The organism is Pseudoflavonifractor sp. BSD2780061688st1 E11, from assembly GCF_005844125.1.
GTDB classification, from domain to species: Bacteria; Bacillota; Clostridia; order Lachnospirales; family Lachnospiraceae; genus Sellimonas; species Sellimonas catena.
The window spans coordinates 1-24,068 of record NZ_SPHM01000045.1; the positions used below are offsets into that span (position 1 = coordinate 1).

The 24,068-nt window shown below is 47.3% G+C and carries 23 protein-coding genes and 1 pseudogene; 23 read left to right on the forward strand and 1 reads right to left on the reverse strand.

Annotated features, from left to right (window positions below; translation table 11 throughout):
* The 12 genes and pseudogenes from FGQ85_RS15400 to FGQ85_RS18495 all read left to right on the forward strand — a co-directional run.
* A pseudogene (locus FGQ85_RS15400) lies at positions 1 to 201 on the forward strand (hypothetical protein); the annotation flags it as partial.
* Positions 198 to 575 carry a hypothetical protein gene (locus FGQ85_RS15405; RefSeq protein WP_027643584.1) on the forward strand — a complete coding sequence of 126 codons (378 nt, stop codon included), beginning with the start codon at positions 198 to 200 and terminating at the stop codon, positions 573 to 575. The pseudogene FGQ85_RS15400 and the gene FGQ85_RS15405, both read left to right, overlap by 4 nt.
* On the forward strand, positions 572 to 736 hold the full coding sequence (locus FGQ85_RS18490; RefSeq protein WP_166430228.1) for a hypothetical protein: 165 nt from the start codon (positions 572 to 574) through the stop codon (positions 734 to 736). Before FGQ85_RS15405 ends, FGQ85_RS18490 begins: the two co-directional genes overlap by 4 nt.
* Positions 737 to 821: 85 nt before the next feature.
* Positions 822 to 2,186, forward strand: a complete 1,365-nt coding sequence (locus FGQ85_RS15410; RefSeq protein WP_138373877.1) for a HEPN domain-containing protein — start codon at positions 822 to 824, stop codon at positions 2,184 to 2,186.
* A 99-nt stretch (positions 2,187 to 2,285) separates the two neighbouring features.
* On the forward strand, positions 2,286 to 5,444 hold the full coding sequence (locus FGQ85_RS15415; protein WP_138373878.1) for a phage tail tape measure protein: 3,159 nt from the start codon (positions 2,286 to 2,288) through the stop codon (positions 5,442 to 5,444).
* Between the two features lie 3 nt (positions 5,445 to 5,447).
* The gene (locus tag FGQ85_RS15420) at positions 5,448 to 5,810 is read left to right on the forward strand and encodes a DUF6711 family protein (protein ID WP_138373879.1); all 363 of its coding nucleotides are present in this window, start codon (positions 5,448 to 5,450) and stop codon (positions 5,808 to 5,810) included.
* A 72-nt stretch (positions 5,811 to 5,882) separates the two neighbouring features.
* Entirely contained in the window at positions 5,883 to 7,562 is a 1,680-nt protein-coding gene (locus tag FGQ85_RS15425) for a hypothetical protein (protein ID WP_138373880.1), read from the forward strand.
* Positions 7,563 to 7,636: 74 nt separating this feature from the next.
* Positions 7,637 to 9,550, forward strand: coding sequence for a hypothetical protein (locus FGQ85_RS15430; protein WP_138373881.1), 1,914 nt, complete (start codon positions 7,637 to 7,639; stop codon positions 9,548 to 9,550).
* Positions 9,551 to 9,571: 21 nt separating this feature from the next.
* Complete coding sequence (locus FGQ85_RS15435; protein WP_138373882.1) at positions 9,572 to 10,978, forward strand: hypothetical protein; 1,407 nt, start codon at positions 9,572 to 9,574, stop codon at positions 10,976 to 10,978.
* A 108-nt stretch (positions 10,979 to 11,086) separates the two neighbouring features.
* Positions 11,087 to 11,509: a phage holin family protein gene (locus FGQ85_RS15440; RefSeq protein WP_138373892.1), complete on the forward strand. Its 423-nt coding sequence runs from the start codon at positions 11,087 to 11,089 to the stop codon at positions 11,507 to 11,509.
* 1 nt (position 11,510) lies between these two features.
* Positions 11,511 to 12,482, forward strand: a complete 972-nt coding sequence (locus tag FGQ85_RS15445) for an N-acetylmuramoyl-L-alanine amidase (protein WP_138373883.1) — start codon at positions 11,511 to 11,513, stop codon at positions 12,480 to 12,482.
* Between the two features lie 124 nt (positions 12,483 to 12,606).
* Positions 12,607 to 12,771, forward strand: coding sequence for a hypothetical protein (locus FGQ85_RS18495; protein WP_162613041.1), 165 nt, complete (start codon positions 12,607 to 12,609; stop codon positions 12,769 to 12,771).
* Between the two features lie 423 nt (positions 12,772 to 13,194).
* On the opposite strand, the gene FGQ85_RS15455 is transcribed toward FGQ85_RS18495, so the two are convergent.
* Positions 13,195 to 14,136, reverse strand: coding sequence for a hypothetical protein (locus FGQ85_RS15455; RefSeq protein ID WP_138373884.1), 942 nt, complete (start codon positions 14,134 to 14,136; stop codon positions 13,195 to 13,197).
* Between the two features lie 392 nt (positions 14,137 to 14,528).
* Here FGQ85_RS15455 and FGQ85_RS15460 point away from each other — a divergent pair, with 392 nt between their 5' ends.
* The 11 genes from FGQ85_RS15460 to FGQ85_RS18505 all read left to right on the forward strand — a co-directional run bounded on the left by FGQ85_RS15460 (position 14,529) and on the right by FGQ85_RS18505 (position 23,996).
* The gene (locus FGQ85_RS15460; RefSeq protein ID WP_138373885.1) at positions 14,529 to 15,449 is read left to right on the forward strand and encodes a YafY family protein; all 921 of its coding nucleotides are present in this window, start codon (positions 14,529 to 14,531) and stop codon (positions 15,447 to 15,449) included.
* A 22-nt stretch (positions 15,450 to 15,471) separates the two neighbouring features.
* The gene (locus tag FGQ85_RS15465; RefSeq protein WP_087159947.1) at positions 15,472 to 15,816 is read left to right on the forward strand and encodes a transcriptional regulator; all 345 of its coding nucleotides are present in this window, start codon (positions 15,472 to 15,474) and stop codon (positions 15,814 to 15,816) included.
* The gene (locus FGQ85_RS15470; protein ID WP_138373886.1) at positions 15,806 to 16,438 is read left to right on the forward strand and encodes a GyrI-like domain-containing protein; all 633 of its coding nucleotides are present in this window, start codon (positions 15,806 to 15,808) and stop codon (positions 16,436 to 16,438) included. The genes FGQ85_RS15465 and FGQ85_RS15470 overlap by 11 nt, the downstream gene beginning before the upstream one ends.
* Before the next feature lie 114 nt (positions 16,439 to 16,552).
* On the forward strand, positions 16,553 to 16,996 hold the full coding sequence (locus FGQ85_RS15475) for a zinc ribbon domain-containing protein (protein ID WP_087159949.1): 444 nt from the start codon (positions 16,553 to 16,555) through the stop codon (positions 16,994 to 16,996).
* Between the two features lie 54 nt (positions 16,997 to 17,050).
* The gene (locus FGQ85_RS15480) at positions 17,051 to 17,929 is read left to right on the forward strand and encodes a radical SAM protein (RefSeq protein WP_138373887.1); all 879 of its coding nucleotides are present in this window, start codon (positions 17,051 to 17,053) and stop codon (positions 17,927 to 17,929) included.
* Positions 17,930 to 18,075: 146 nt separating this feature from the next.
* On the forward strand, positions 18,076 to 18,246 hold the full coding sequence (locus FGQ85_RS18500; protein ID WP_171027991.1) for a hypothetical protein: 171 nt from the start codon (positions 18,076 to 18,078) through the stop codon (positions 18,244 to 18,246).
* Between the two features lie 171 nt (positions 18,247 to 18,417).
* The gene (locus FGQ85_RS15485; protein WP_138373888.1) at positions 18,418 to 20,325 is read left to right on the forward strand and encodes a recombinase family protein; all 1,908 of its coding nucleotides are present in this window, start codon (positions 18,418 to 18,420) and stop codon (positions 20,323 to 20,325) included.
* A complete protein-coding gene (locus tag FGQ85_RS15490; protein ID WP_138373889.1) occupies positions 20,322 to 22,013 on the forward strand; it encodes a recombinase family protein in 1,692 nt (563 codons plus the stop codon). Before FGQ85_RS15485 ends, FGQ85_RS15490 begins: the two co-directional genes overlap by 4 nt.
* A 251-nt stretch (positions 22,014 to 22,264) precedes the next feature.
* Entirely contained in the window at positions 22,265 to 23,248 is a 984-nt protein-coding gene (locus FGQ85_RS15495; protein WP_138373890.1) for a ParB/RepB/Spo0J family partition protein, read from the forward strand.
* Between the two features lie 19 nt (positions 23,249 to 23,267).
* Entirely contained in the window at positions 23,268 to 23,651 is a 384-nt protein-coding gene (locus FGQ85_RS15500; protein ID WP_138373891.1) for a TnpV protein, read from the forward strand.
* A gap of 177 nt (positions 23,652 to 23,828) precedes the next feature.
* On the forward strand, positions 23,829 to 23,996 hold the full coding sequence (locus FGQ85_RS18505; RefSeq protein ID WP_171027992.1) for a hypothetical protein: 168 nt from the start codon (positions 23,829 to 23,831) through the stop codon (positions 23,994 to 23,996).
* Positions 23,997 to 24,068: the final 72 nt, after the last annotated feature.

Here is a 24,068-nt window from a genome sequence, read left to right on the forward strand (position 1 = left end):
CAGACGGAAACGCTGGCCATCACGGCGGCGCCCCTGGCTAATGGGTATGTGAAGGCCCGTACCGGGGACAGCACCACAGATACTGTTTATACGGGGTGGTATACAGCAGTGTATCTGCCGGAGGTGACGCCGGATACCTCCGGGACGCAGCAGTCCGGCCAACAGGGGACGGATGATGAGACAGGAGGGGAAACCTTATGAGCATGAAACGGAATATCACGATTGACGGGCAGGAGGTTCCTTTTAAGGCCTCCGCCGCTATCCCCCGGATCTACCGGATGCGGTTCCACCGGGATATTTATAAGGACCTGCGGGATCTGGAAAAGGGGATTGATAAGAATGATCCGGAGAATTCCAACCTGGACCTGTTCTCTTTGGAAATGTTTGAGAACATCGCCTATGTGATGGCGAAGCATGCGGATCCGTCCATCCCGGATACGCCGGAGGAATGGCTGGATGGGTTCAACACCTTTTCCATCTATCAGGTGCTGCCACAGATCATTGAACTGTGGGGGCTGAACACCCAGACGGATGTGCAGGCTAAAAAAAACTTCGCCCGACTGACCGGGAAATGACAACGCCCCTGTTCCTCCTGCGGTGCGTGCAGCTGGGGCTGTCCATCCGGGATCTGGATCTGCTGACCATCGGGATGGTGAACGATATGTATGTGGAGAGCCGGAACGATGAGCATAAGTATGCGGTGGTGGCAACGCAGGAGGATTTTGACAGGTTCTGATAAAAATCCGCTTGATGAGAGAATTTTTCCTTGATAAGATATAAAGACAAAGAAAAATTCAGATAACTATTTCAGGGGGACTTTTATGCAGTTAAATGGAAATCAAATTGTCAATTTCCCATATGGGAATGACATTAAAAAAGAGTTAAAATCTAAATTTGATGTAATAGATGAAATCCATGAATTTATAGTTGAGATTGACGATTTTCCTATAGAAGTAGCGATTGATTTATGCTTTAGTGGTAGATCGTTACACGCAGAGTATCTTTTTTGCATAACAGAAGAAGGAGAGAAATTTACTCTATTTGATTGTTATGTTATGCCAATGCAGTATCCAACTAAACAGATAAAAGTTATTTGGAATAAGTGGTTATTGGGATATCATGTGACAAACTTAAATAAAAACAATATACACCGAGGAGATTATTTAATCAATTTAAAGAAAAAAGATTGGAATTCCAATATTTTAGATCAAAATAATTGTTATGTAGTATTGGATGGTACTGTTACTATAACAATCGGAGATAGAACTTATGGATCAAAGAACGATCTTATTGAGATTGCTATTGAAACAAAAGAACCATCAAATATTAGTGCATATGAAAAAGTATTATTACGGCTATTGGAAATTTATTTTCTTCAGATGGGTTTTTTCCCGAAGGTTGAAAAGAGAAAATACAAAACGGCTCGTGGAGAGGAATTTTTCTTTCAAGAAGATTTTGCGGCATACGGAAAAACCACAAAAGCCAATATTAGGTTGGAGTATGCGTTAGATTTACAGAAAGATGTGAATTTAGTTTCAGTATATGATAATTGGTGGAAATTAAGAGAAATAGAGGTTGTAACTTTTAATTTATATGCTTATACGACATCTGAGAAAAATCCTGTGAGAGAAGTTCCTATAGCAACTTGTATTCAGTGTTTAGAGGGATATTTTAGAAGGCATCATTCGGAGGAAATGTATAAATTCTCAAAATCCGGAAAAGAATCTATCTGCAAAGAAATATTAGAAATTATTAAAAAGTCATCTAAAATAAATGACATATGTGGTGAAGAAGAAATAAACATTGATGATTTGTCAAAAAGCGTAAACGGGCTATTAGGACATATTAATGAGCGTAGTCTGAAAGAAATTTTAAAATATTCAATTCAAAGAGATATAATGGCAAATAGTATTTTTCAATATGAACAAAAAACTAAAGGAATTGATAATGTGCTATTATTCGACAAATTTATTAACAAAGCTACAGGCCATAGAAATTGGCTATCTCATTTAATGGAGACCAAAAAGCGATTTAATGGGGATGAAATAGAGTTAGCAAATAAAAAGTTAAAGTTATTATTTAGAATTACTTTGATGATAGATATAGGATTACAGGTAACAAAGGATTCCTTAGATAGAACAGTTAATGGTATTGATCAATGGTATAAAGGACATGAATTAAAATAATTATGCAGGCATCTGTTGCAACAGCAGATGCCTTTTTTAAAGATATGCTCGGAGAAATCCGGGCTTTTTCTATGTCTATTTTCAGGAGGTGGATGACACATGGCGAGCCGGATCAAAGGTATTACAGTGGAGATCGGCGGCGATACCAGCGGACTGGAAAAATCGCTTGCCGCAGTGAACAATTCCATAAAGAAGACCCAGAGCCAGCTTCGGGATGTGAATAACCTTTTGAAACTGGATCCATCGAATACCATTCTTCTGGCGCAGAAGCAGGAGCTTCTGCAGTCGGCCATCGGGGATACGGAAAAGAAGCTGGAAGCCCTGGAGCAGGCCCAGGAAGATGTGGCGAAAGCCTTTGAGAGGGGGGATCTTGGAAAAGATCAGTACATGGCATTCCAGCGGGAGGTGGAGGAGACCAGAGGTACTCTGAACCGGTATAAGGCGGACCTTTCCGGCCTGCAGTCGGAGCAGGAACGGCTTTCTGCCAATACGGAGCGGCTGAATAAACTGTTTGCGGCTACGGGTTCCAGTGTGGATGATTACGCCGATGTGCTGGGGAGCCGCCTAGTGACGGCGATCCGGAATGGGACGGCTTCTTCTGATCAGCTGAAAACCGCTGTGGAGAAGATCGGGAAAGCGGTTACCAGTGGGAAGGCGGACATTAAGCAGCTGACAGATGCCCTGGATACGGTAGATGACGGGCAGGCGGTACGAAATCTGATCAATGATCTGAATGATGTGGGTGACGCAGCCCAAGGCGCTGCGGATGATATCGGGGAGATTGCTCAGGCCACTAAGGGCGCGGCCCTGATGGAAGCCGCTGACCAGTTATCTGCGGTGGGGGATAAGATCCAGGATGTGGGCGATAAGGCGGTGTCCGCTTATGCGGAGACTGAGACGGCCGTTTCTAAGGTAAACGCCTACTTCGGGGAGACTGGGGAGGCAGCCGAAGCCAGCGCTGAGATTGTAAAAAATGTGTATGGCTCCGGTGTGGGCCAGAGCATGGACGCGGTAGCAGAAGCGGTCATCATGGTTAAGAAAAACCTGGGTGATTTGGGAGATACCGACCTGACCAACCTGACGAAGCAGGCGCTGACGCTGGAAGAATTATACGGGATTGACATGAATGAGACCCTCCGGGGCGTCAATTCTTTGATGAAACAGTATGGCCTGACCGCCCAGGAAGCCATGGATTATATTGTCCGGGGTACCCAGAACGGCCTGGACAAGACCTATGAGTTAGGAGACAATCTGTCCGAGTACGCCGGAAAATTTGAGCAGGCAGGGTATTCCGCTTCGGAGTATTTCCAGCTTCTGCAGAACGGCCTGCAAGGAGGCGCTTACAACCTGGACAAGGTCAATGATGCGATCAATGAGGTGACCACACGTTTGGCGGATGGGACAATCGGGGATTCCATTGACCTGTATTCCCAGAAGACCCAGTCCCTGTTCCTGGCATGGCAGAATGGGGAGGCTACCCAGAAGCAGGTGATCGATTCCATTGTGGCGGATATCGGCAGCTGCACCAGCCAGCAGGAAGCTCTGAACATGGCGGCGGAAGCCTTTGGCACCATGGCCGAGGACGGGAACCTGAAATTCATTACTTCCCTGACTTCCGTGGGAGAGACTTATGACAGCGTAGCCGGATCTGCGGAAAATCTATTCAGTCAGACCCAGACGCCGATGCAGGAGATGGAGGCGAATACCCGGAAGCTACAGCAGGCGCTGGTTCCCCTTGGGGAAAAGATCGTGGAGTTGGCAAATGTGGTTCTGCCGCCTCTGGCGGCCATTATTACGGCAGTGAGCGAGGTATTCGGGATGCTGCCGGAGCCGGTGCAGAACTTTGTCATCATCCTGGGCGCATTGCTTGTGGCATTTACCGCATTGACGCCGGTGATCGCGGCCTTGGCGGTGTCTTTTGGGGCGCTGAACATTTCCCTGCTCCCGGTGATCGGGATCATCGCCGGGGTAGCGGCGGCCATTGCCGGAATCATCGCCATTGTGAAAAACTGGGGAGCGATCACGGAGTGGTTTGGGAATCTATGGCAGGCGGTATCCCAGAAGCTGATGGAATTATGGAACGGGGTGGTGGTTTTCTTTACGGAGACCATCCCGGCAGCGTTCCAGATTTTCATCGGCTTTTTTTCTGCGATCCCAGACTGGTGGAGCGGCCTGTGGTCGCAGGTATCCGCGTTTTTTACGGATACCTGGAACGCAATCCTGCAGAATCCCATTGTCCAGCTGGTGGTGACAACCATCACATCTCTGTGGGAAAACGCAAAGAATATCCTGCAGGGGATCTGGTCGGGGATCTGTCAGATTGCCTCCGGCGCCTTTGAACTGCTGAAAAATGTGATCCTGGCTCCGGTGCTCCTGCTGATCGACCTGGTGACGGGAAATTTCTCCCAGCTTGCATCCGATGCGGCCAATATCTGGAACAATATCAGAAATGCCGCCGCTCAGATGTGGTTGGGAATCCGTCAGGTGGTGATTTCCGCGGCTTCGGGGCTGAAGCAGGGGGTGGAGACGGTACTTTCGGCGCTGTCCCAGTTTGCCTCCCAGATCTGGTCGGCGATGAAGCAGACAGCGTCTTCTGTCTGGAACGGCATCAAGACTACGGTGGTAAATATCGCCTCCGCGCTGCGTGAGGCGGCGGTGTCCGCTTTCCAGCGGATGGTTTTCGGGATCGGCTCGGCCCTTTCTGGGCTGTATTCCGTGGTTTCCAATGGATTTTCTTCCGCCATCCGGTTTATCACTGGGCTGCCGGGGCAGGCGTTCCGGTGGGGGAAAGATTTCATCCAGGGGCTGATCAACGGAATTTCCAGCATGATCCAGGGTGTGATCAACACCGTTTCCGGTCTGGCTGACCGGATCCGCTCTTTCCTGCACTTCTCGGCTCCGGATGAGGGGCCGCTGGCAGATTATGAGACCTGGATGCCGGACTTCATGAAGGGACTGGCGAGTGGGATTGAAAAGAACCGGAACCTGGTGGAGAAAGCTGTCCGGGATGTGGCTTCGGACATGGTGATTTCTCCGAAGGTGAACGGGTCAGAGTATGGCTATGCCGATGGCGCTTTATCCGGCGGGAATATGTCCGACCTGATCTCCGGGATTTCTTCCGCGGTATCGGAAGCCCTGGCGGGATTTTCCGGTCCGCAGGGGAACATCGTGATCCCGGTATATGTGGGCGGTACGCTTTTGGATGAACTGGTAGTTACAGCGCAGGCAAGACAGAACCTGCGGTCAGGAGGGAGATAAGCGATGGCATTTATACAGTATCTGACTTTTGACGGCACAACCCTCCCCCTGCCGGATTCCTATGAGGTGCAGATGGATGACGTGGAGGCGGATTCCGGCGGGGAGACGGAGGCTGGGACGGTGCAGCGGGATGTGGTGCGCGCAGGCGTGGTGAGCATCTCCGTGACGTTTTCCGTGTCGGCAAAATGGCTGAAGATTTTGACGGAGTTTAAGCAGCAGGAAAAAATCACGGTGGGATATTTTGACACGGAGACGCTGGCGATGAAGACAGCGGAGATGTATGTGGAGGGGTATAAAGCTTCTCTTGTGAAGGATACGTCCCGGAAAGGACTGTGGACGGTAAGTTTTACGCTGAAACAATTTTAATGTGCATCTATAAATTTAAAAAAGCATATGATACAATTTTTGAAAAGAATTTGATAGAAGGTGAATTAACAGATGTGCATTATTAAAAAGCTGGAAGGTGAGGGTATTTGTTTTTCTTTAGAATATTCTGGATCAGAAAACTATGAGACATTTTGGGATATCAAAACAATTTTGGATAATAAGGAGAGTTTTTGTACAATAATTAATTCTGCAAACTTAAATGAAATAAAATCTGTTTCTCAGTATATGGATTTTTTGTGTTTAAAAAAAATAGATTATTTCCATGAGGTAATTTCTACGATAAAGAATGAAACGGATAAAAATTTAATTTTGAAATTAGCTGATTTATCGGCTATGAAATGTAAGTCCATAGAGAATAAAGAATTGATTCAATTTATTAACGAGAGCTTTCAGAATATCTTTGCTCCTGAATTTCATAGATATGCTCTTCCTAAAATTACATTAACATATATTATTTTATTTCAAAAAGGAATAGATATAAAAGTTTTTGAGTTCTTATGCAGAGCGTATAATTTTTTAGTACTCGATAAATATCAAGATTTTCAAAAGATATTTGATAAGAATATATATCTTTTTGAAAAGCTTTTTTTGAGAAGAAATTTAGCCGAAGTACGAGAACTAAGGTTTGAGAGTGTTTTTCCTGTTTTTGAAATGGTTTTGAATGGAAAAAATGAAGTATTAAAAAAGTTTGTTGCCGATATTATAAATACCATTATTCAAGATTTTGAAAAAATATTTCCTAAAGTATCATTTGATGATTCAAGAAATGTATTAATCGTAGAGAGGGAATGCAGTTATATTTACAATTTTTTACGAAAAATTAAGCATCCGAAAGCAAATTTGTTCCGTGAATATCAATATCAAATAAATGACTTAATAAGCAAAAATCTTGATCTTAACGGTGCTTCATTTGCATATGAAATCCCTGTTGGAGAAATAATTTCATACATAAAAAGTTTGCCAAAATGGGAAACGAAAATGTTGATGATCACACATCAGATGAAGGAAGAAAATGGTGAAATAATATGTATTAGTCGTTTGGGATGTCCATCAAAAGGGAAGCAGGGATTAATTGATATGGTGAGCAGTAATTTGCCAAGCGATGATTATTATACACACTCCCATCAAAATTGGTTGAAAATTTCAATGGCTGTAGGTGCGGCTACAATATCAGCAATGTGGGAAGATCCAGATTTGTTTCCAGAGTGTATGAATTGGTATGCGGCATCTCTTGCATTTATTGATGATCACATCGATAGTATTGAAAAATTATCAGAGGATATTGAAATGTTGGCAGTTATGTTGCAACCTGTAATATTTAGCAGAAATCCAGATCAAAAAGAGTTGTCACCTTTGTGCTATGGCGCAGCAATGTTTACTTGTGCGTTAATAGAAAAAATTTTGCGTGTTATTTATATACATTTATTGAAGGATAAAATGTATATTCCTTTAACTAATGCGACTTTAGGCACGTTATTATCTGCCAGGAATCAAGAAATGATTAAAATATTTGGTGAAGATCATTTGAAAAATATTATATATTTTTTAAATACTGTGGGTGATAAAAAGATAGGGTGGAATTATCGCAATTTACTTGCGCATTGGGTGGAACTGAAAAAATCTAATATCAATAGCATGTTAGTGGCTCAATTATTATATTTGTATACCGATATTATTAATACAGTTTTTTGGTATTTTTTAAGTTTGACTGCAGAGTTTCGTGACGAATAAGAATATTGCCAAGAGCATCAATCAGAAATGATTGGTGCTTTTTTGATGCCTGAAAACGGAAGGAGGGGTGTCCGATGTACCCGGTGAGCGAAGCGTTCCTGCAGGCGGTGCAGGGGAACACCCGGAAGTATTACTGGACAGGAAAGATAACAACTGGAGCCGGAGCGGAGTATCTGTTCACGCAGGAGGATATCGTGAAAGGCAGTGGCTATATTACGGCTCAATGTTGCGGTAATTCTGAGATCGAACTTGGGGCTGTGTATGCAGCTGAGATGGGGATCAGCCTGTTCCTGGATATCGACCGGTACACTTTGGAGGACGCGGAAGTGGAACTGACCTACCACCTGCGGCTGGCGGACGGGACTTACGAAGCTGTCCCTATGGGGACCTTTGAGGTGAGCGAGGCCAACCGGACGGTGTATGTGCTGGAACTGAAGGCTTATGACCGGATGCTCCGCTTTGACCGGGTTTTCAATGGCTTTGAGACCATCGGCACGGCTTACGGGATGATGGCGCTGTGCAGTACCGCCTGCGGTGTGGAACTGGCACAGACCCAGGCGGAGATCGAGGCGTTTCCTAACGGATCGGAACTGCTCTCCATTTATCCGGAGAATGACATTGAGACCTACCGGGATGTGCTGTATTTTACGGCGCAGGTACTGGGCGGATTCTTCTGCATCAACCGGGAAGGGAAGCTGGAGTTTCGGCAGTACGGGGAAACTCCGGTGATGGAGATCCTGCAGAAGCACCGGTTTTCCAGCAGTTTCTCTGATTTTGTGACCCGATACACGGCGGTCAGCTCCACCAACCTGCGGACGCAGACTTCCGAGTATTACGCGTTGGAAGAAGATGACGGGCTGACTATGAACCTGGGAGTCAATCCCCTCCTACAGTTCGGACTGGAAGAGACCAGGGAGGAACTTTGTCGCAATATCCTCACCGCTTTATCTGCGGTCAATTATGTGCCCTTTGATTCGGATACCATCGGGAACCCGGCGCTGGATCTGGGGGATGTGCTGACCTTCTCCGGCGGGCAGGCGGATGCCCAGCAGATCACCTGCGTGACATCTTTTACGGTCAAGATTGGCGGCAGGCAGAGCCTGAAATGCGTGGGGAAGAATCCCAGGCTTTCCCAGGCGAAGTCCAAGAATGACAAGAACATCTCCGGCCTGCTGAACCAGATTGAAGCTGGGAAGATCGGCATCCATACCTTTACAAATGCCTCTGAGTATTCCATCGGAGAAACGGATGTGCGGATCATCAGTATTGAGTTCGCTTCCAAAGAGGAAAACCACGCCCAGTTCTTCGGGCAGGTGGTGGTGGATGTGGAAGCGCAGGCGGTGGAGAAATCCGCCCAGGCCAGCGGCACTATCGTGATTCCGTTCCCTTCGTCCGGAAGCGGAGCGGCAGGAAATGCTGGAACGGAGGACGGCCCGTCCGGGATGGAAGCGGAAGCTGGGGATGCTGAGGATGACGCTGCCGGGGAAGGAACCACGGATATTTCCGTGGAGGTGAGCCTGCCGGTGACCTGGACGGAGGACGGGAAGGCGGTCTGCTATGTGACTTTTGAACTGAACAACGCCAAGATCCTGCTCCATCATCCGGTGGAGACCTGGCACAGCGGGAAACACATCCTGTCTTTGTATTACCCGATTGAAAATATCGTGCCGAATATTACCAATATCTTCAACGTGTACCTGCGGATGGAGGGCGGTTCCGGCAGTGTGGGGATCGGGGACTGCATCGCTTCCATCAGCGGCCAGGCTATGGCTGCCGCGGCGGCCTGGGACGGCAGGATCGACATTGAGGAATCGACTGCTTTGTTCGGGATCCGCGGCGGGCTGAAAGCGAAAGGGATTTCGGATACTATTTCCATGGATACTATGGAACTGGTGCAGAGGAGCTATACAGATACCCTGGCGGCAAAGCCGGGGATCGGGGCGTTCTGCCGGCCGGTGACGCTGCCGGGATCCGGCGGCACAGAATAAGAATACAGGAGGAGAATGGATATGGTTTTAAAAGGCGTGATGACGCTGGAACTGACAGATGAAAATACCGGGGCGGTGGAGACCGTCACGGAGGAGAACATGATTACTGAGGCGGTGAACAACATCCTGGGCTTAAATCCCATGGGGATCTTTTACGCCGCCACCGGGGAGTATGACGATGCCTTGCTCTGGAATGGGAACCTGCTCCCCATCTGTCCCAACATGATCGGGGGCATCCTGCTTTTTTCCGAAGCGCTGGCGGAGGATGAGGAACTGCTGTACGAGAGTTCCGACAACCTGCCGGTGGCCTACGCCTCCAATGACGTGAATTCCACGGCCAACCTGGCCAGGGGGAGCCTGAACCTGACGGAAAGCATGGCCATCTCCAATGGATATAAGTTTGTCTGGGAGTTTATGCCCAATCAGGGGAACGGCACCATCGCGGCGGTGGCTCTGACCAGTTCCTTCGGCGGGGAGAACGGCTTCGGCAGCCTGACCGGGGACGCCAGCGCCTTCCTGCAGCTGAAGGCGGCGGATATCGGGGCAATCCCGGACGCCAACAAGATGGTGCTGTTTGAGGCGGTGGAGCTGGATTTTGAGGACAGCCTTTTGTATTCCATCACTTTTGAGAACGCGGGCGTCCGGATCCGGAAGCTTCGGATCCCGGTGTTTTCCATCGGCTTAAATGAGAAACTGGATGATTCCACCTATACGGTGCTGGAGGATGAGGTGCTGACGCCGGAGACCTTTGAGTTCCTGGGAAGCTATACCAAGTACGGGGAGTTCCTGGACGGGCAGGACGGGTACTGGTACGGGTTTTCCAATGAGGGGAATTCCTCCGGGGACGCCCTGATGCTTTGGATCAAGATCTCCAAAACGGATTATTCCTTTACAGAAGGGCAGTGGACGCTGTCCAACGCAAAACTGATGGATGTGGGTACCCGGGCGTTGGATTCCTTCCCGGAGCGGAGCGTGAAATGCTGTATCCGGGGCGGGTATCTGTATGTGCCTGCCTATGACAAGAAGGGGATCTATAAGATCAGCCTTTCCAACTCCACGGATGTGACACTGATCGAGTTCGGCTTTACGTCCAAGTGGAAGCCCTTGTGCGAGACTGGCTCCTGCGAGCTGTACCTGACGCTCATCGGGGATCTGATCATCGGCGGAGATTTCCAGATCACGGCGGAGGATACGGTGGTCCATACCCAGGGGAGCGCAAGGCTTAATAATGCCGCTACTCCCCTGTTCCAGTACAAGAATTTCCTGATCGGCTGGGGCGGCAACTATGGGAATGAGTACCGGACGGCTTATCTCCTGACGCCGTACCTGGCGTCCATCAACAACCTTTCCTCAGCGGTGGTGAAGACCGTGGATAAAACCATGAAGATCACCTACACGCTGACGGAACAACCCGATCCCGTGCCGTAAGGGAAAAAACTGTCCTGAAAAGGGCAGGCGGCACTTTATATAGAGAAACTGACTGGCAGGCGCTCTTTTGGGGCGTCTTTTCTTATGGGAAAGAGAGGAACAAAAGCAATGAAAGAATTTTGGAACATGATCCAGATGGTATTTGCCGCGGTGGGCGGCTGGCTGGGGTATTACCTGGGCGGATGTGACGGCCTGCTGCTGGCTTTGGTAGCTTTCTCGGCGGCGGATTACCTGACCGGCGTGATGTGCGCGGTCAGCGACCGAAAGCTGTCCAGCAATGTGGGTTTTAAGGGCATCTGCAGGAAGGTGCTGATCTTCCTTCTGGTGGGGATCGCCAATATCCTGGATGTCCATGTCATCGGCACCGGTTCGGTGCTGCGGACGGCGGTGATCTTTTTCTATATTTCCAATGAGGGCGTGAGCCTTTTGGAGAACGCGGCGCACCTGGGGCTCCCGGTGCCGGAGAAGATCAAGGCGGTGCTGGAGCAGCTCCATGACCGGGCGGAAAAAACAGAAACGGAGGAGAAATGAGATGAAATTAGTACAGAGTATCTTAACGAAGAATCCCTGTTATACGGCGGGGAGGAAGATCACGGTGAAGGGGCTGATGCTCCATTCGGTGGGCTGTCCCCAGCCCAAGGCGTCTGTGTTTATCAATTCCTGGAACAGCCCGTCCTATGATAATGCCTGTGTGCATGGGTTCATTGACGGGAATGACGGGACGGTGTACCAGACCCTGCCCTGGAACCACCGGGGCTGGCACTGCGGATCCGGCAGCAAAGGCAGCGGGAACAATACCCACATCGGCGTTGAGATGTGCGAGCCTGCCTGCATCCGGTATACGTCCGGGTCGAACTTTACCTGCTCCGACCTGCCGGCGGCAAGGGCAGTGGCGAAACGTACTTACGAGGCGGCAGTGGAACTGTTTGCTTACCTGTGTAAACAGTACAATCTGAACCCGGCCGCGGATGGCGTAATCATCAGCCATAGGGAAGGGCACAGCCGGGGGATCGCTTCCAACCACGGGGACCCGGAGCATCTGTGGAAGGGGCTTGGCATGGGCTATACCATGGACGGGTTCCGGAAGGATGTGAAGGCGGCCATGGGAGGGGCCGGGACAACGGAGCCGGAGAACGGCGGATGGTACCGGGTCAGGAAGTCCTGGACAGATGCGAAGTCCCAGAAAGGGGCGTTCAAAGTGCTTGCCAATGCTAAGAAGTGTGCGGATGAGAATCCTGGGTATACGGTATACGATGAATCCGGGAAGGCTGTCTATGGAGGATCGGGATCCGGAAGCGGATTTTCTCCGTATCTGGTACAGGTATCCATTACGGATCTGAATATCCGGAAAGGGCCGGGGACGGATTACGGGAAGACCGGGAAATATACCGGGAAAGGTGTCTTTACCATTGTGGAGGAGGCAAACGGACAGGGAGCCTCCCGCTGGGGGAAACTGAAATCCGGCGCCGGATGGATCTCCCTGGATTACGCCCGAAGGATTTAAAAATAATGGCTGGTGGAGAACTTGATATAGTTCTTTACCGGCCATTATTTTTTTTGCTCAAAATCGGAATATACAAGAAACTTATACTTAGACCTTCAGAAAAGAAGAATTGGAGGTTAGTCAGGTGATTGTTTTAAAATATAAGGATGGGGAGAAGCCAGAAAAATTGGCGCCAAAGGCAAAAGCCAATATGGAGCACTGTGCAAATTTCCTTGTGAGTATGGTTGAAAAGTATGGGAAAGCTGTTTTGGAGGAGATAGAGACAGAGGAGCAGGTTATAAAAGAGTAGCAGGAGCCGCCAGTCATAGAATTGTGATCCGACGGCTTTTGAGCAAAAAACGAAAAAGGGTGCTGGCAGACGGAGCAAAGCACGACATAATGAAGTTCCAAGGGATACGGTGAAAAGGGGAAAATGCTATATTAACACACGTGTTTCTAATGTTGCTCAGACGGAGGGCTGGTGGATTTGAAATAGGAGATCGTAAACGTGATCAAGCGGGTCAGCAACCCGGAATATCAGACGATTTTGGAGATGTGATACTTATGCTTTTATTCCTGGGAGAAGATTGCCGTGGAAATGGATTACGATCTGCGGTATATGCACAAGTTGCATAAGAAGACGTTGGATCAATGCTTCGCTTTTGTACCGGCGGGAAAGGAATAAGAAAGAGGGCGCATTTCCGGGGATGGAGAATGCGCCTTTTAAGCAATTCTAAGTATTTCTTTTTTTCTTCAGCAAAGAGATGGAACCGAATACTATAGATACCAAACTTAAAGGAGCTAAGTAAATATTATCTTTATACCATCCTGAAAAAGTTGGAAATAAGGTCATATTGGATATATAGGCTTCATCTACTTTTCCGTTCATGGTTAGCACAATATTGTCTTCCAAGGAATCTTCCGTTATCATTATCGAGGCGTCTAATTGAGTTGCTACTCCATGAAAATCAACGGTTTGTTCATAAATACTGTAAGTTTCAGGGGAAACAGATGGAGAAAACAAGAGGTCTCCATTTCCCACATATGTTGCATTATTTACCCCTTTAAAGTCTGCAGAGCAATAATTAACATCTGGGAGTTCGTTGTATTTTCTTAAGATATTCGGCGTTTTTATGGTCGTTTTTACATCTGTTGTCAAATATGCTGTTCCATTCATATCCTCATTTATTTCAAAGCAAAAGTCAGTGGCTTCGAATATTTCTGTGTTGTTTGAATCCAATGCCGTGACATCAGCTCCTGTTATCCAGACTTTATATTCAGCATTTTCCAATCCGCCTAAAAGTATCCCATTGTTAAAAATTATGTCTTTGTTAAAACATCTTACAGAATCTTCTATTCCTATCAAACTTTGATCTGTAAAAAAAGCCGATGTAATAATACCGTCATTTCGTTGGATACCAATTAGACTAAACGGTGCGTCTTTTTTGAGGGATAGAAGTAAGTACTGAATATTATCATACCTTTCATTTTCATAGTTTATGCAAAAATTATCTAATCTTATTTTACAATCTGTTTCTATTTGTAAAGTGATATGATCAGTTTCAAGAGTGCCGCTTACTGACTGTGCGGAAAATTCTAATTCACTTACTTTGTCTGAAAAATATACATTCGCTTCTGACGGAGAAAAAAGGAATAAAACATATACTATACCCAATACAAGAATAGTCATTATCACAATGTTAAAAAGTAAGGTGTTTCTAAGCCAACATAGAAATCGACTATGATAGATATTCTTAACAATCCTTGAAATTCTCTTATATATAATCCATAATCTAAACTTCAATATTCTCACCCCTCGCTTAAATTATACTGATTGGTGAAAAAGAGTTCAAGATAATGTTTTGAAAGTAGGACACTAAAAGACACTATGGAAATCTGGTAGTATTACAATAGCAACAAAGAAAAAATACAGTAGCCTTCGCAGGAAACGACTGTCTTAAGGATTGACATGCGCGCAGGTCTTTTTTTATTTTTGAACGAATGTTAAAATGTACATGACATACAGTTGTCGTGTTTGGATTGTTATGATATAGGCAGGTGGAGCAAATGAAGACAGACAGGCTGATCGGTATTTTATCCATTCTTTTGCAGAAGGAAAAGTGTACAGCGCCGGAACTGGCGGAGAAGTTTGAGGTTTCCAGAAGAACGATAAACCGGGATATCGATACATTGTGCAAAGCTGGGATTCCTGTCAGCACGCTGCAGGGGGCTGGGGGAGGCATCCGCATCATGGAAGGATATCGGATGGACAGAACCCTTTTGACTTCCAGGGATATGCAGATGATTCTGGCGGGGCTGCGGAGCCTGGACAGTGTCAGCGGGAGCAGCTATTACGCGCAGCTGATGGAAAAACTGCAGGTCGGAGCGTCGGATTTTGTCAGCGGCAGGGATTCTGTGCTGATTGATCTATCATCCTGGTATAAAGAATCTCTGGCACCAAAAATTTCTTTGATCCAGGACGCCATCGAAGAACGCAGACAGATTGCATTTCACTATTTTGCTCCCGGCGGTGAAAGTGTCCGAATGGCAGAACCTTATTATCTAATCTTTAAATGGTCCAGCTGGTATGTCTGGGGATGGTGCCGGAAAAGAAAGGATTTCCGTATGTTCAAACTGAACCGGATGGAGGAGCTGAAAAAGACAGAAGAAAAATTTGCCCCAAGACAGGTACCCATGCCGGATCTTTCCAATGAAAGGATTTTTCCGGCGAATATCCGGGTAAAGGTCCTCTTTGAACCGGATGTAAAATGGCGGCTGGTGGAAGAGTTTGGCCCTCATTGTTTCAAAGAACAGAAAGACGGACGGCTGCTGTTTGAGATGGATTATACCGATGAAAGTTCCCTGGTGGGATGGCTGCTGACTTTCGGGGAAAAGGCCAGGGTGCTGGAGCCGGCTGAAGTAAGGGGAAAACTTCTGAAAACGGCGGAAAGCATTGCAGCCATTTACCGAAGAGAGGACAGAGGCTAAACAGGCAAAAGGAGGGAGATTTATGGCGCAAAAGGAACTGGCGCTTTATGTGGCAGAACAACTGGCTCCGCTGGGAGAGATCCGATACATTCCCATGATGGGCGGCTGGCTGTTTTATTATCGTGAAAAGCTGATCGGCGGTATATATGGTGATGGATTTGCTGTAAAAGATACGGCTGCGACCAGACGGTTTATGCCGGACTGCCGGGAGGAGGTATGGGCGGATACTCCGCCGGCGCTGCTGCCCTGTACGATTCTGGAAGACAGCGGGAAACTGTGTGAGATGGTCAGAGAAATGTATCCAGAACTTCCGGAACCAAAGGCAAAGAAACCCAGAAAAAGAAGGAGAACGACAGATGGCATTTGATTATAAAAAAGAATACAAGGAATTTTATCTTCCAGGTAAAAAGCCGCAGCTTGTGGAGGTCTCAAAGATGAATTATATTGCGGTTCGGGGGAAAGGAAATCCCAATGAAGACGGCGGGGCCTATAAGGAATCGATCGGGCTTTTGTATGGAATTGCGTTTACCATTAAGATGAGTAAGAAAGGCAGTCATGAAATCCGGGGATATTTTGACTATGTGGTGCCTCCACTGGAAGGCTTCTGGCGGCAGGAGGGCATAGAGGGGATCGACTATGAAAGAAAGGAAGAATTCCAGTGGATTTCCGTGATCCGTCTTCCGGATTTTGTGAAGAAGGCAGATTTTGACTGGGCGGTCCGGGAAGCTGAGTCAAAAAAGAAACAGGATTTTTCAAAAGTGGAGTTCCTGACCATCGAAGAAGGTCTGTGCGTCCAGTGTATGCATATGGGTGCTTTTGACGAGGAACCCCGGACCATTGCTCTGATGGATGCTTTTCTCAGAGAAAATGGATATGCAAATGATTTTTCCAACGGCCGGATGCATCATGAAATCTATCTTTCAGATGCCAGGCGTGTCCCGCAGGAAAAGTGGAGGACGGTGATCCGTCATCCGATAAATAAAATTTAATTAGGGGACGCATTCGGTTGATATCTTGAATTGCAGCAACAGCAGGTTGCTGGCATCTTTTGCTGTTTAAGAGCATAATAAGACTGTCAATTATTTTGAATGGAGGAATTTAGTTTGGAAATATGGAAAATACTTAAAACCCTGCGGGAAAAACATAATCTTACGCAGGATCAGCTGGCGGAACGGGTCATGGTTACAAGGCAGGCGGTAAGCCGGTGGGAAAACGGAGAAACACAGCCGAATACTGACACATTAAAGCTGCTGTCAAAAGAATTTGGTATATCAATTAATACACTCCTTGGTTCCCCGAGACAGCTGATTTGTCAATGTTGCGGAATGCCTTTAAACGAGGATGATTGCATCAGCAGAGAGACGGATGGAACTTTTAATGAAGACTATTGTAAGTGGTGTTATATAAATGGGAAATTTGTATATCCGTCAAAAGACGAATTGCTGAACTATCTTGTGGAACATATGCCGAATCCTAATAATTTGCCAGATAAGGAAAGATATTTGCAATTTGACACGTTCCTTTCCAAACTGAAGCATTGGAAATAATTTACTGAATTTTCTGGATGCAATATAGATTAAAGAAAACAGGAGAGATGAAAAATGCATTTTGTTGATGCTAAGGGAATTCTATCCGCAGACAATGGGATGAATATTTACAGGGGCTGTACCCATGGATGCATTTATTGTGACAGCCGAAGCAGATGTTATGGCTTTACCCACCCCTTTGAGGATATCGAAGTAAAACGGAATGCCCCGGCTCTTTTGGAACAGAAACTCCGGTCAAAGAGAAGAAAATGCATGATCGGAACAGGTGCTATGTGTGATCCATATCTGCCCTGTGAAGAACAGCTGAGACTGACCAGAAAATGTCTGGAACTGATCCGGCAGTATGGGTACGGAGCCGCTGTATTGACAAAGTCGGATCGGATTTTGCGGGATTTGGATCTCCTGTGCCAGATCAACGAAAGGGCGAAAGCGGTAGTGCAGATGACTCTGACAACTTACGATGATAAATTGTGCAGGATTTTGGAACCGAATGTCTGTACAACAAGCAGAAGAATACAGGTCTTACAAAAAATGCAGGAAGAAAGGATCCCGACTATCGTATGGCTGACTCCGATTCTCCCTTTTATTAATGATACAGAGGAAAATTTAAAAGGAATTCTGGAATACTGCGTGGTTGCGGGTGTGAAAGGTATTGTAAATTTTGGAATGGGTGTTACTCTGCGGGAGGGAAACCGGGAATATTTCTATCATGCCCTGGATCAAGTATTTCCAGGATTGTCAGAAAAATATTGGAATAAATATGGATATGACTATGTAATAAACAGCCCGAATAGCAAACACCTTCTGCATATCTTCAGAGAAACCTGCCGTAAGGCAGGAATCATGTATCAGACAGATCAAATTTTTGATTATCTGAAAGAATTTCCGGAAAAAAGTGAATATTGGCAGATCAGTCTGTTCGATAATAAATAAAATCTTTAGAACCCGTTGGAAAAATGTGCCGACGGGTTTCTTTTTGTGATTTTTGGCGGGAGGGTAAATATAACTGTTTTTTCTTTGCCTGTGACATGAGAAAACAAAGCAGGGCTTATCCCTGCGGCAGGAGAGGCGGGAAACTCATGGAAAGACGGGAACTGGTCAGCACAGGCGTGTACACAGAAAAACAGGCTGCCCTGAACATGGAGTGCTGTGCTGAGTTTATGGCGCGGATGATCCAGAAGTACGGCGCTGAAATACTGAAAGAACTGGACGAAGAAAAGACGCAGGGATCTGCCGAACAAACATCCTGAAATCATGTCCTTACCGGCAGTCATTTGGGCTGTCGGCTTTTTCTGTGCGTTCTGCATAGTTTTCAGGGAGAAACCTTGTGCGTCCTGCGAGTTGGCGGGGATGCCGGACTCCGATATATTAATCATGCACGGCGAACCGTGTGACAGTGAGCAACCGAAAGAGGTGAGGACGTGAAAAAGAAATGCTACATTTACACCCGTGTTTCCACGGCCGCCCAGATGGAAGGATACAGCCTGGAGGCTCAGCAGGAACGCCTGCGCCAGTATGCGGAATATAAGAACCTTGAAATCGCGGGCGAATACTGTGACGCCGGAAAATCGGGAAAGAGCATCCTGGGAAGGCCTGCCTTTATGGAGATGATGGACGATATCGCCAGCGGAAAGGATCAGATCTCTTATGTGCTGGTGTTTAAGCTGTCCCGGTTCGGGCGAAACGCCGCGGATGTTCTGAAGTCCATCCAGACGCTTCTGGATTACGGCGTGGATCTGGTATGTGTGGAAGACAGCATTGACAGTTCCACCCAGGGCGGGCGGCTGACCCTTGCCATCCTGTCCGCTGTGGCGGAGATTGAGCGGGAGAACATCCGGGTGCAGTTTATGGCAGGGCGGATGCAGAAGGTGATGGAGGGAGGCTGGGCGGGCGGCCCCGCGCCTTTCGGATACCGGAATGAGGGCGGCAGCCTGGTAGTGGAGCCGGGGGAAGCGGAGATTGTCCGGCTGATCTACGCCAAGTATCTGGAACCGGAAATGCAGCTGGCCACAGTGGTGCGGTGGCTGAATGACCATGGGTACCGGCGGATTTCCAAAGGAAGCTCCTGTTCCTTTAACCGGGATTTTGCGGCCGGTGTGTTGGACAATCCTTTTTACTGCGGGAAGATCGTATATTTCCGCAGGACGAACAGGGGGAGAGCAGAAAAGGACCAAAGGGAAGAAATCACAGTCCGGGGAAAGCAGGAAGCGATCATCCCGGAAGAAATGTGGGAAAGGGTACAGACTAAGAGGAAGCAGGGTGCCGTCCGTTATGAAAAGGATGAACCGGAACGGATCAGCATGCTGTCCGGCCTGGTGAAATGCCCTGTGTGCGGGGCAGGGCTGGTAGTGAAAAAAAGCAAAACCATCAACCGGAACAGAGGCGGGCATTACAAGCCGATCCACTATTACGCCTGCCGGTATTATCGGAAATCCGAGGGGCGGCGATGCGGTTTCCATCACACCTATAATCAGAAGAAGCTGGATGGCGCCGTGATGGAGATCCTTGTACAGCTGACACGGACGGAAGAATTCCAGAAGGCGTTTGCGGGGGCTGTGGGAGATTCCACATCGGAAGCGGCTTTAGAGGGGAAGCTGAAAGACCTGCGCAGGAGGCTGCATGGCCAGGAACACTTGAAATACAAACTGGGCGGGGAACTTGACCATCTGGATGCCCTGTCGGATGGATATGACAAGGCTTATGATGCTATCCAGGAGAAGATTGACGCCGCCTATGACCGGATCGAGCAGCTGGAGACAGAAATCGGGAAGGTGAGGAAAAAGCTGGCCGCAGTCCGGGAAGGGATCCATTCTTCCGAACAGATCAGCCGCATCCTGGACCATTTTGACCGGCTTTACAGGAAAATGACCTGCGCGGAGCGGCGGGAACTGTGCCGGCAGTTCATTGAGAGGATTGAGGTGTTCCCGGAAGAGCAGGATGATGGAAGGATCCTGAAATCCATCGCCTTCCGGTTCCCGGTTTTCTATGACGGGGAAGCGGCATCCGGGGATCCGGAGCTTCCGGATGAAATGGTGTCTTTTGAACTGGACTGCCGGAAACTGCCGGTGACCGTGCCGGAAGCGAAAGCGACTTATGCGGAGATCAAGGCGTATGTCCTGGAAACGGCCGGGCTGAAAGTATCCTCCCTGTATATCGCCCAGATCAAGCGGAAATACGGCATAGAGATGGGGGAGAACTATAATAAGCCGGAGGATCCGAAGGCGCGCGTCCCGAAATGCCCGAAGGAAAAGGAATTTGCGATCCTGGACGCCCTGAAGCATTTCCGGATGGTGCCGGAGACGGCAGAATATGAGGAGGCGGAAGCGTGAAGAACAAAGAAAAATGCTATCTTTATATCAGGGTCTCTACTGCCATGCAGGTGGACGGCTACAGCCTGGATGCCCAGAAGGACCGGTTGGTGAAATTCGCGGAGTTTCAGGGCATGGAGATTGTCAGGGAATACTGTGACGCAGGTAAGTCCGGCAAGAGCATTACCGGAAGGCCGGAATTCCAACGGATGCTCCAGGATGTGGCGGATGACCGGGACGGGGTGAGTTATATCCTGGTGTTCAAGCTGTCCAGGTTTGGCAGGAACGCGGCGGATGTGCTGAATTCCCTGCAGTATATCCAAGATTACGGCGTGAACCTGATCTGTGTGGAAGACGGGATTGATTCTTCCAAAGATTCCGGGAAACTGACCATCACCGTGCTGTCTGCCGTGGCTGAGATCGAGCGGGAAAATATCCTGGTCCAGACGATGGAAGGGCGCAGGCAGAAAGCCAGGGAAGGGAAATGGAACGGCGGGCAGGCGCCTTTCGGGTATCTCCTGGATTCCAAAAACAGCACGCTGATTGTGAACCCGGAAGAAGCGGAGATTGTCCGGCTGATTTTTGAAAAATTTGTCCATACGGACATGGGGGCGGATTCCATCAGCAAGTATCTGAATCAGCACGGGTATTCCAAAAAGAAGCTGCGGGAGCAGGAGGTGAGCCATTTTACCAGGAGCACGGTCCTGAAAATCCTGGATAATCCGGTCTACGCAGGCAAGATCGCGTACGGGAAGAACGCAACGGAAAAGGTGAAAGGGACAAGGGACCAGTACCGGCGGGTAAAGAAGGAGGAGTATCTTCTGGCAGAAGGGCTCCATGAGGCGGTCATTGACCAGGAGACCTGGGAGGCGGCCAGGGCCAAGCGTAAGGTCACGGGCGTGAAATGGTATAAAACCCACAGCCTGGACCATGAGCATATTTTATCCGGAATCCTGAAATGTCCGGTCTGCGGTTCCGGGATGGCCGGGACGGTGAGACGGAGGAAAAATAAGAAGACCGGGGAGTACAAGGATGATTTCTATTACAGGTGCCAGCACAGGAAGAAGATTGACGAAGAACATTTCTGCGACTTTAAACCTTCCCTGAACCAGGATGAACTGAATGGGGAAGTGGTTCAGATCATCCGTGATATGGTGGCGATGGAAAAGTTCCGGGATTTCATCCAGGACAAGCTGTACGAGAAGGTGGATGTCTCCGCCCTGGAAGAGGAACGGACGCAGATGAAGGGAAAGCTCCTGCAGGTGGTGGGGGCCAAAAAGAAGCTGGTGCTTATGCTGGATAAGCTGGACGTGAACGACCGGCATTACGACCGGAAGTATCAGGATATGCAGGAACGCCTGGATAACCTGTATGACCGGATCTCGGAACTGGAGGAGATGCTTTCGGATGTGGAGACGAAGATATCAGCATCCTGCGGGGAGCAGATCACCGGAAAACAGGTCTATCAATTCCTTCTGGAATTTGATAAGATATATGGAAAGATGACGGATCTTGAAAAGAAGGAATTTATGAGAACGTTCATCAAGACAATCGAATTGTATCCCGAAAGGGACGGCAGCGGGCGCATCATAAAGCAGATCAGCTTTAAGTTCCCGGTGTATTATAACGGCTGTGAAGGCGATACAATTCGGTTGCTCAACGAAAACACAGTCGAGACGGTCTGTTGTCTACATCGGGTGAATTCGTAGAAATGCTGAATTTTCAGCACTTTGCGAGGTATATTAGCTTTTCACCAACGGGAAAACAGGGCAAGAAAAAGCAGATTATGAGTGGGATTGAAGTGTCTGTGGTTCTGCACCTCGTGTAAGTGAACACATTTGAAATCCGTTCATAACTTCTAAATTAAATACTTGAAAAAGCCGAAAGGACGCTTGTTTTCAGAGATTCTGAGATGAGTGTCCTTTTTCTTATGCCGGAAAAGAACAAGGAGGAATGGAAAATGCCAAAGAGAAAAGAAATGTGTTCATCAGTAAGTATTGAGCCGGATAAGGGCATTGTAATGATGAGTATTTCAGAATTACATGATTTTAAGGGGCATCCTTTTAAGGTGGAAAAGAACCCGGAATTATTTGAACTTCGACAAAGTATTGAAAAAGAGGGGATACTGATTCCGCTGCTGATAAGGAAAAATCCCAATGGTGACGGTTATGAGATTATTGCCGGACATCGGAGAAAGGAAGCTGCCATTTGGGCAGGAATCACAGAACTTCCGGTGATTATCCGGGAACTGGATGATGATCAAGCCACTATTGCTATGGTGGACAGCAACCTGCAAAGAGAGAAAATTCTTCCAAGTGAAAAAGCATTTGCCTATAAGATGAAACTGGAGGCCATGAAACAACAGGGCAGGAGAAATGATTTAACTTCGGGTCAAGTTGAACCGAAGTTGGAAAATGAAACATTAGAAATCTATCCGCTGGAAAGCGAAATAGATGAAAACGGAAGAGTGATCATTAAACAAAAATCTGGTAAAAAAGGAATTCGAAGTAATGAACTTCTTGCCAGACAGGTGGGGGAAAGTGTCAATCAGATCAAGCGGTATATCAGGTTGACACATTTAATCCCGAAGATTTTGGATATGGTGGATGAAGAAAAGCTGGCACTGACTTCCGCAGTGGAGATTTCTTTTCTGACGGAAGAGGAACAGTACGAATTACATGCAGTCATGGAAATAGAACAGAGTATTCCAAATCTGTCTCAGGCAAATCGGCTGAAACGTATGAGCCAGCAGAATCTTCTGGATATGGATAGTATTTATGAAATTATGGAGGAGGTGAAACCGAATCAAAGGGAACAGGTAAAGATTCCATTGGACAGGGTGGGGAAATATTTTCCGGCAGATTACACACCTTTACAGCAAATCGAGTTGATTGAAAAGCTGTTAAGGGGTTGGGCGAAACAGAATAAAAATATCAGCAGATAAAAATGGAGGGAAGATCGATATGAACAGAGAGAAAAGTATATTTGAACAAATGGGTGGAACTTATGTGCAGGTTGGAGGTTACCTGCTTCCCAGTTTAGGGATTGCTCCGATAGAGAAATCAAGATCCATTGGAAAGTATGGTTTGCTTCGCAAAAGTTATTTGAAAGACCATAAGCCGGACTGGTATCAGTCCATGCTGCTAATTGGAAAGCTGGATAAACATTTGGTGGATATAGACGAACAGGCAAGGGAACGGTTTGAACGGATCATTGAGCAGATGAAGCGAGTGGAACAGGTCACCGAAGAATTAAAGGCAAAGGATCCGCTTGCATGGGTACAGGCAATGAACAGCATTTGTAACCGGGCGGATGAAATCGTCCGGCAGGAACTGATTTATAATTAGACAGGGAACATGGAAAGGGAGGTAATTCATATCTCTCTTTTCTTATGGAAAAAAAGGAGGCGATTCTGTGAAGAAAGAATGAAAGATTATACATATGTTACATATATTATTTTGTCGAAAATTATGTGAAAATATGATATATTATGGAAAAGGCTATATTGGACTGAAGGTGATAGTGTGGCGAAAAAAATTGCACATGAAGAGAATGAAGTTAATAAGGTAAAAAAATCGCAAAAGGCAAAATTGATTATATGGGAATTTGTAAAGTATTTTATTGCGATTATAAATACTGTGGCAGCGGTTGCGTCTATTGTGGGCTTGCTTATAAGTATAGTTACTAACTAAGACTTCCCATACCTGAAATGGGCTTCGCTCCTTGAAAATTCAATATTTCAGCTGACAAAATAGTGATTTATG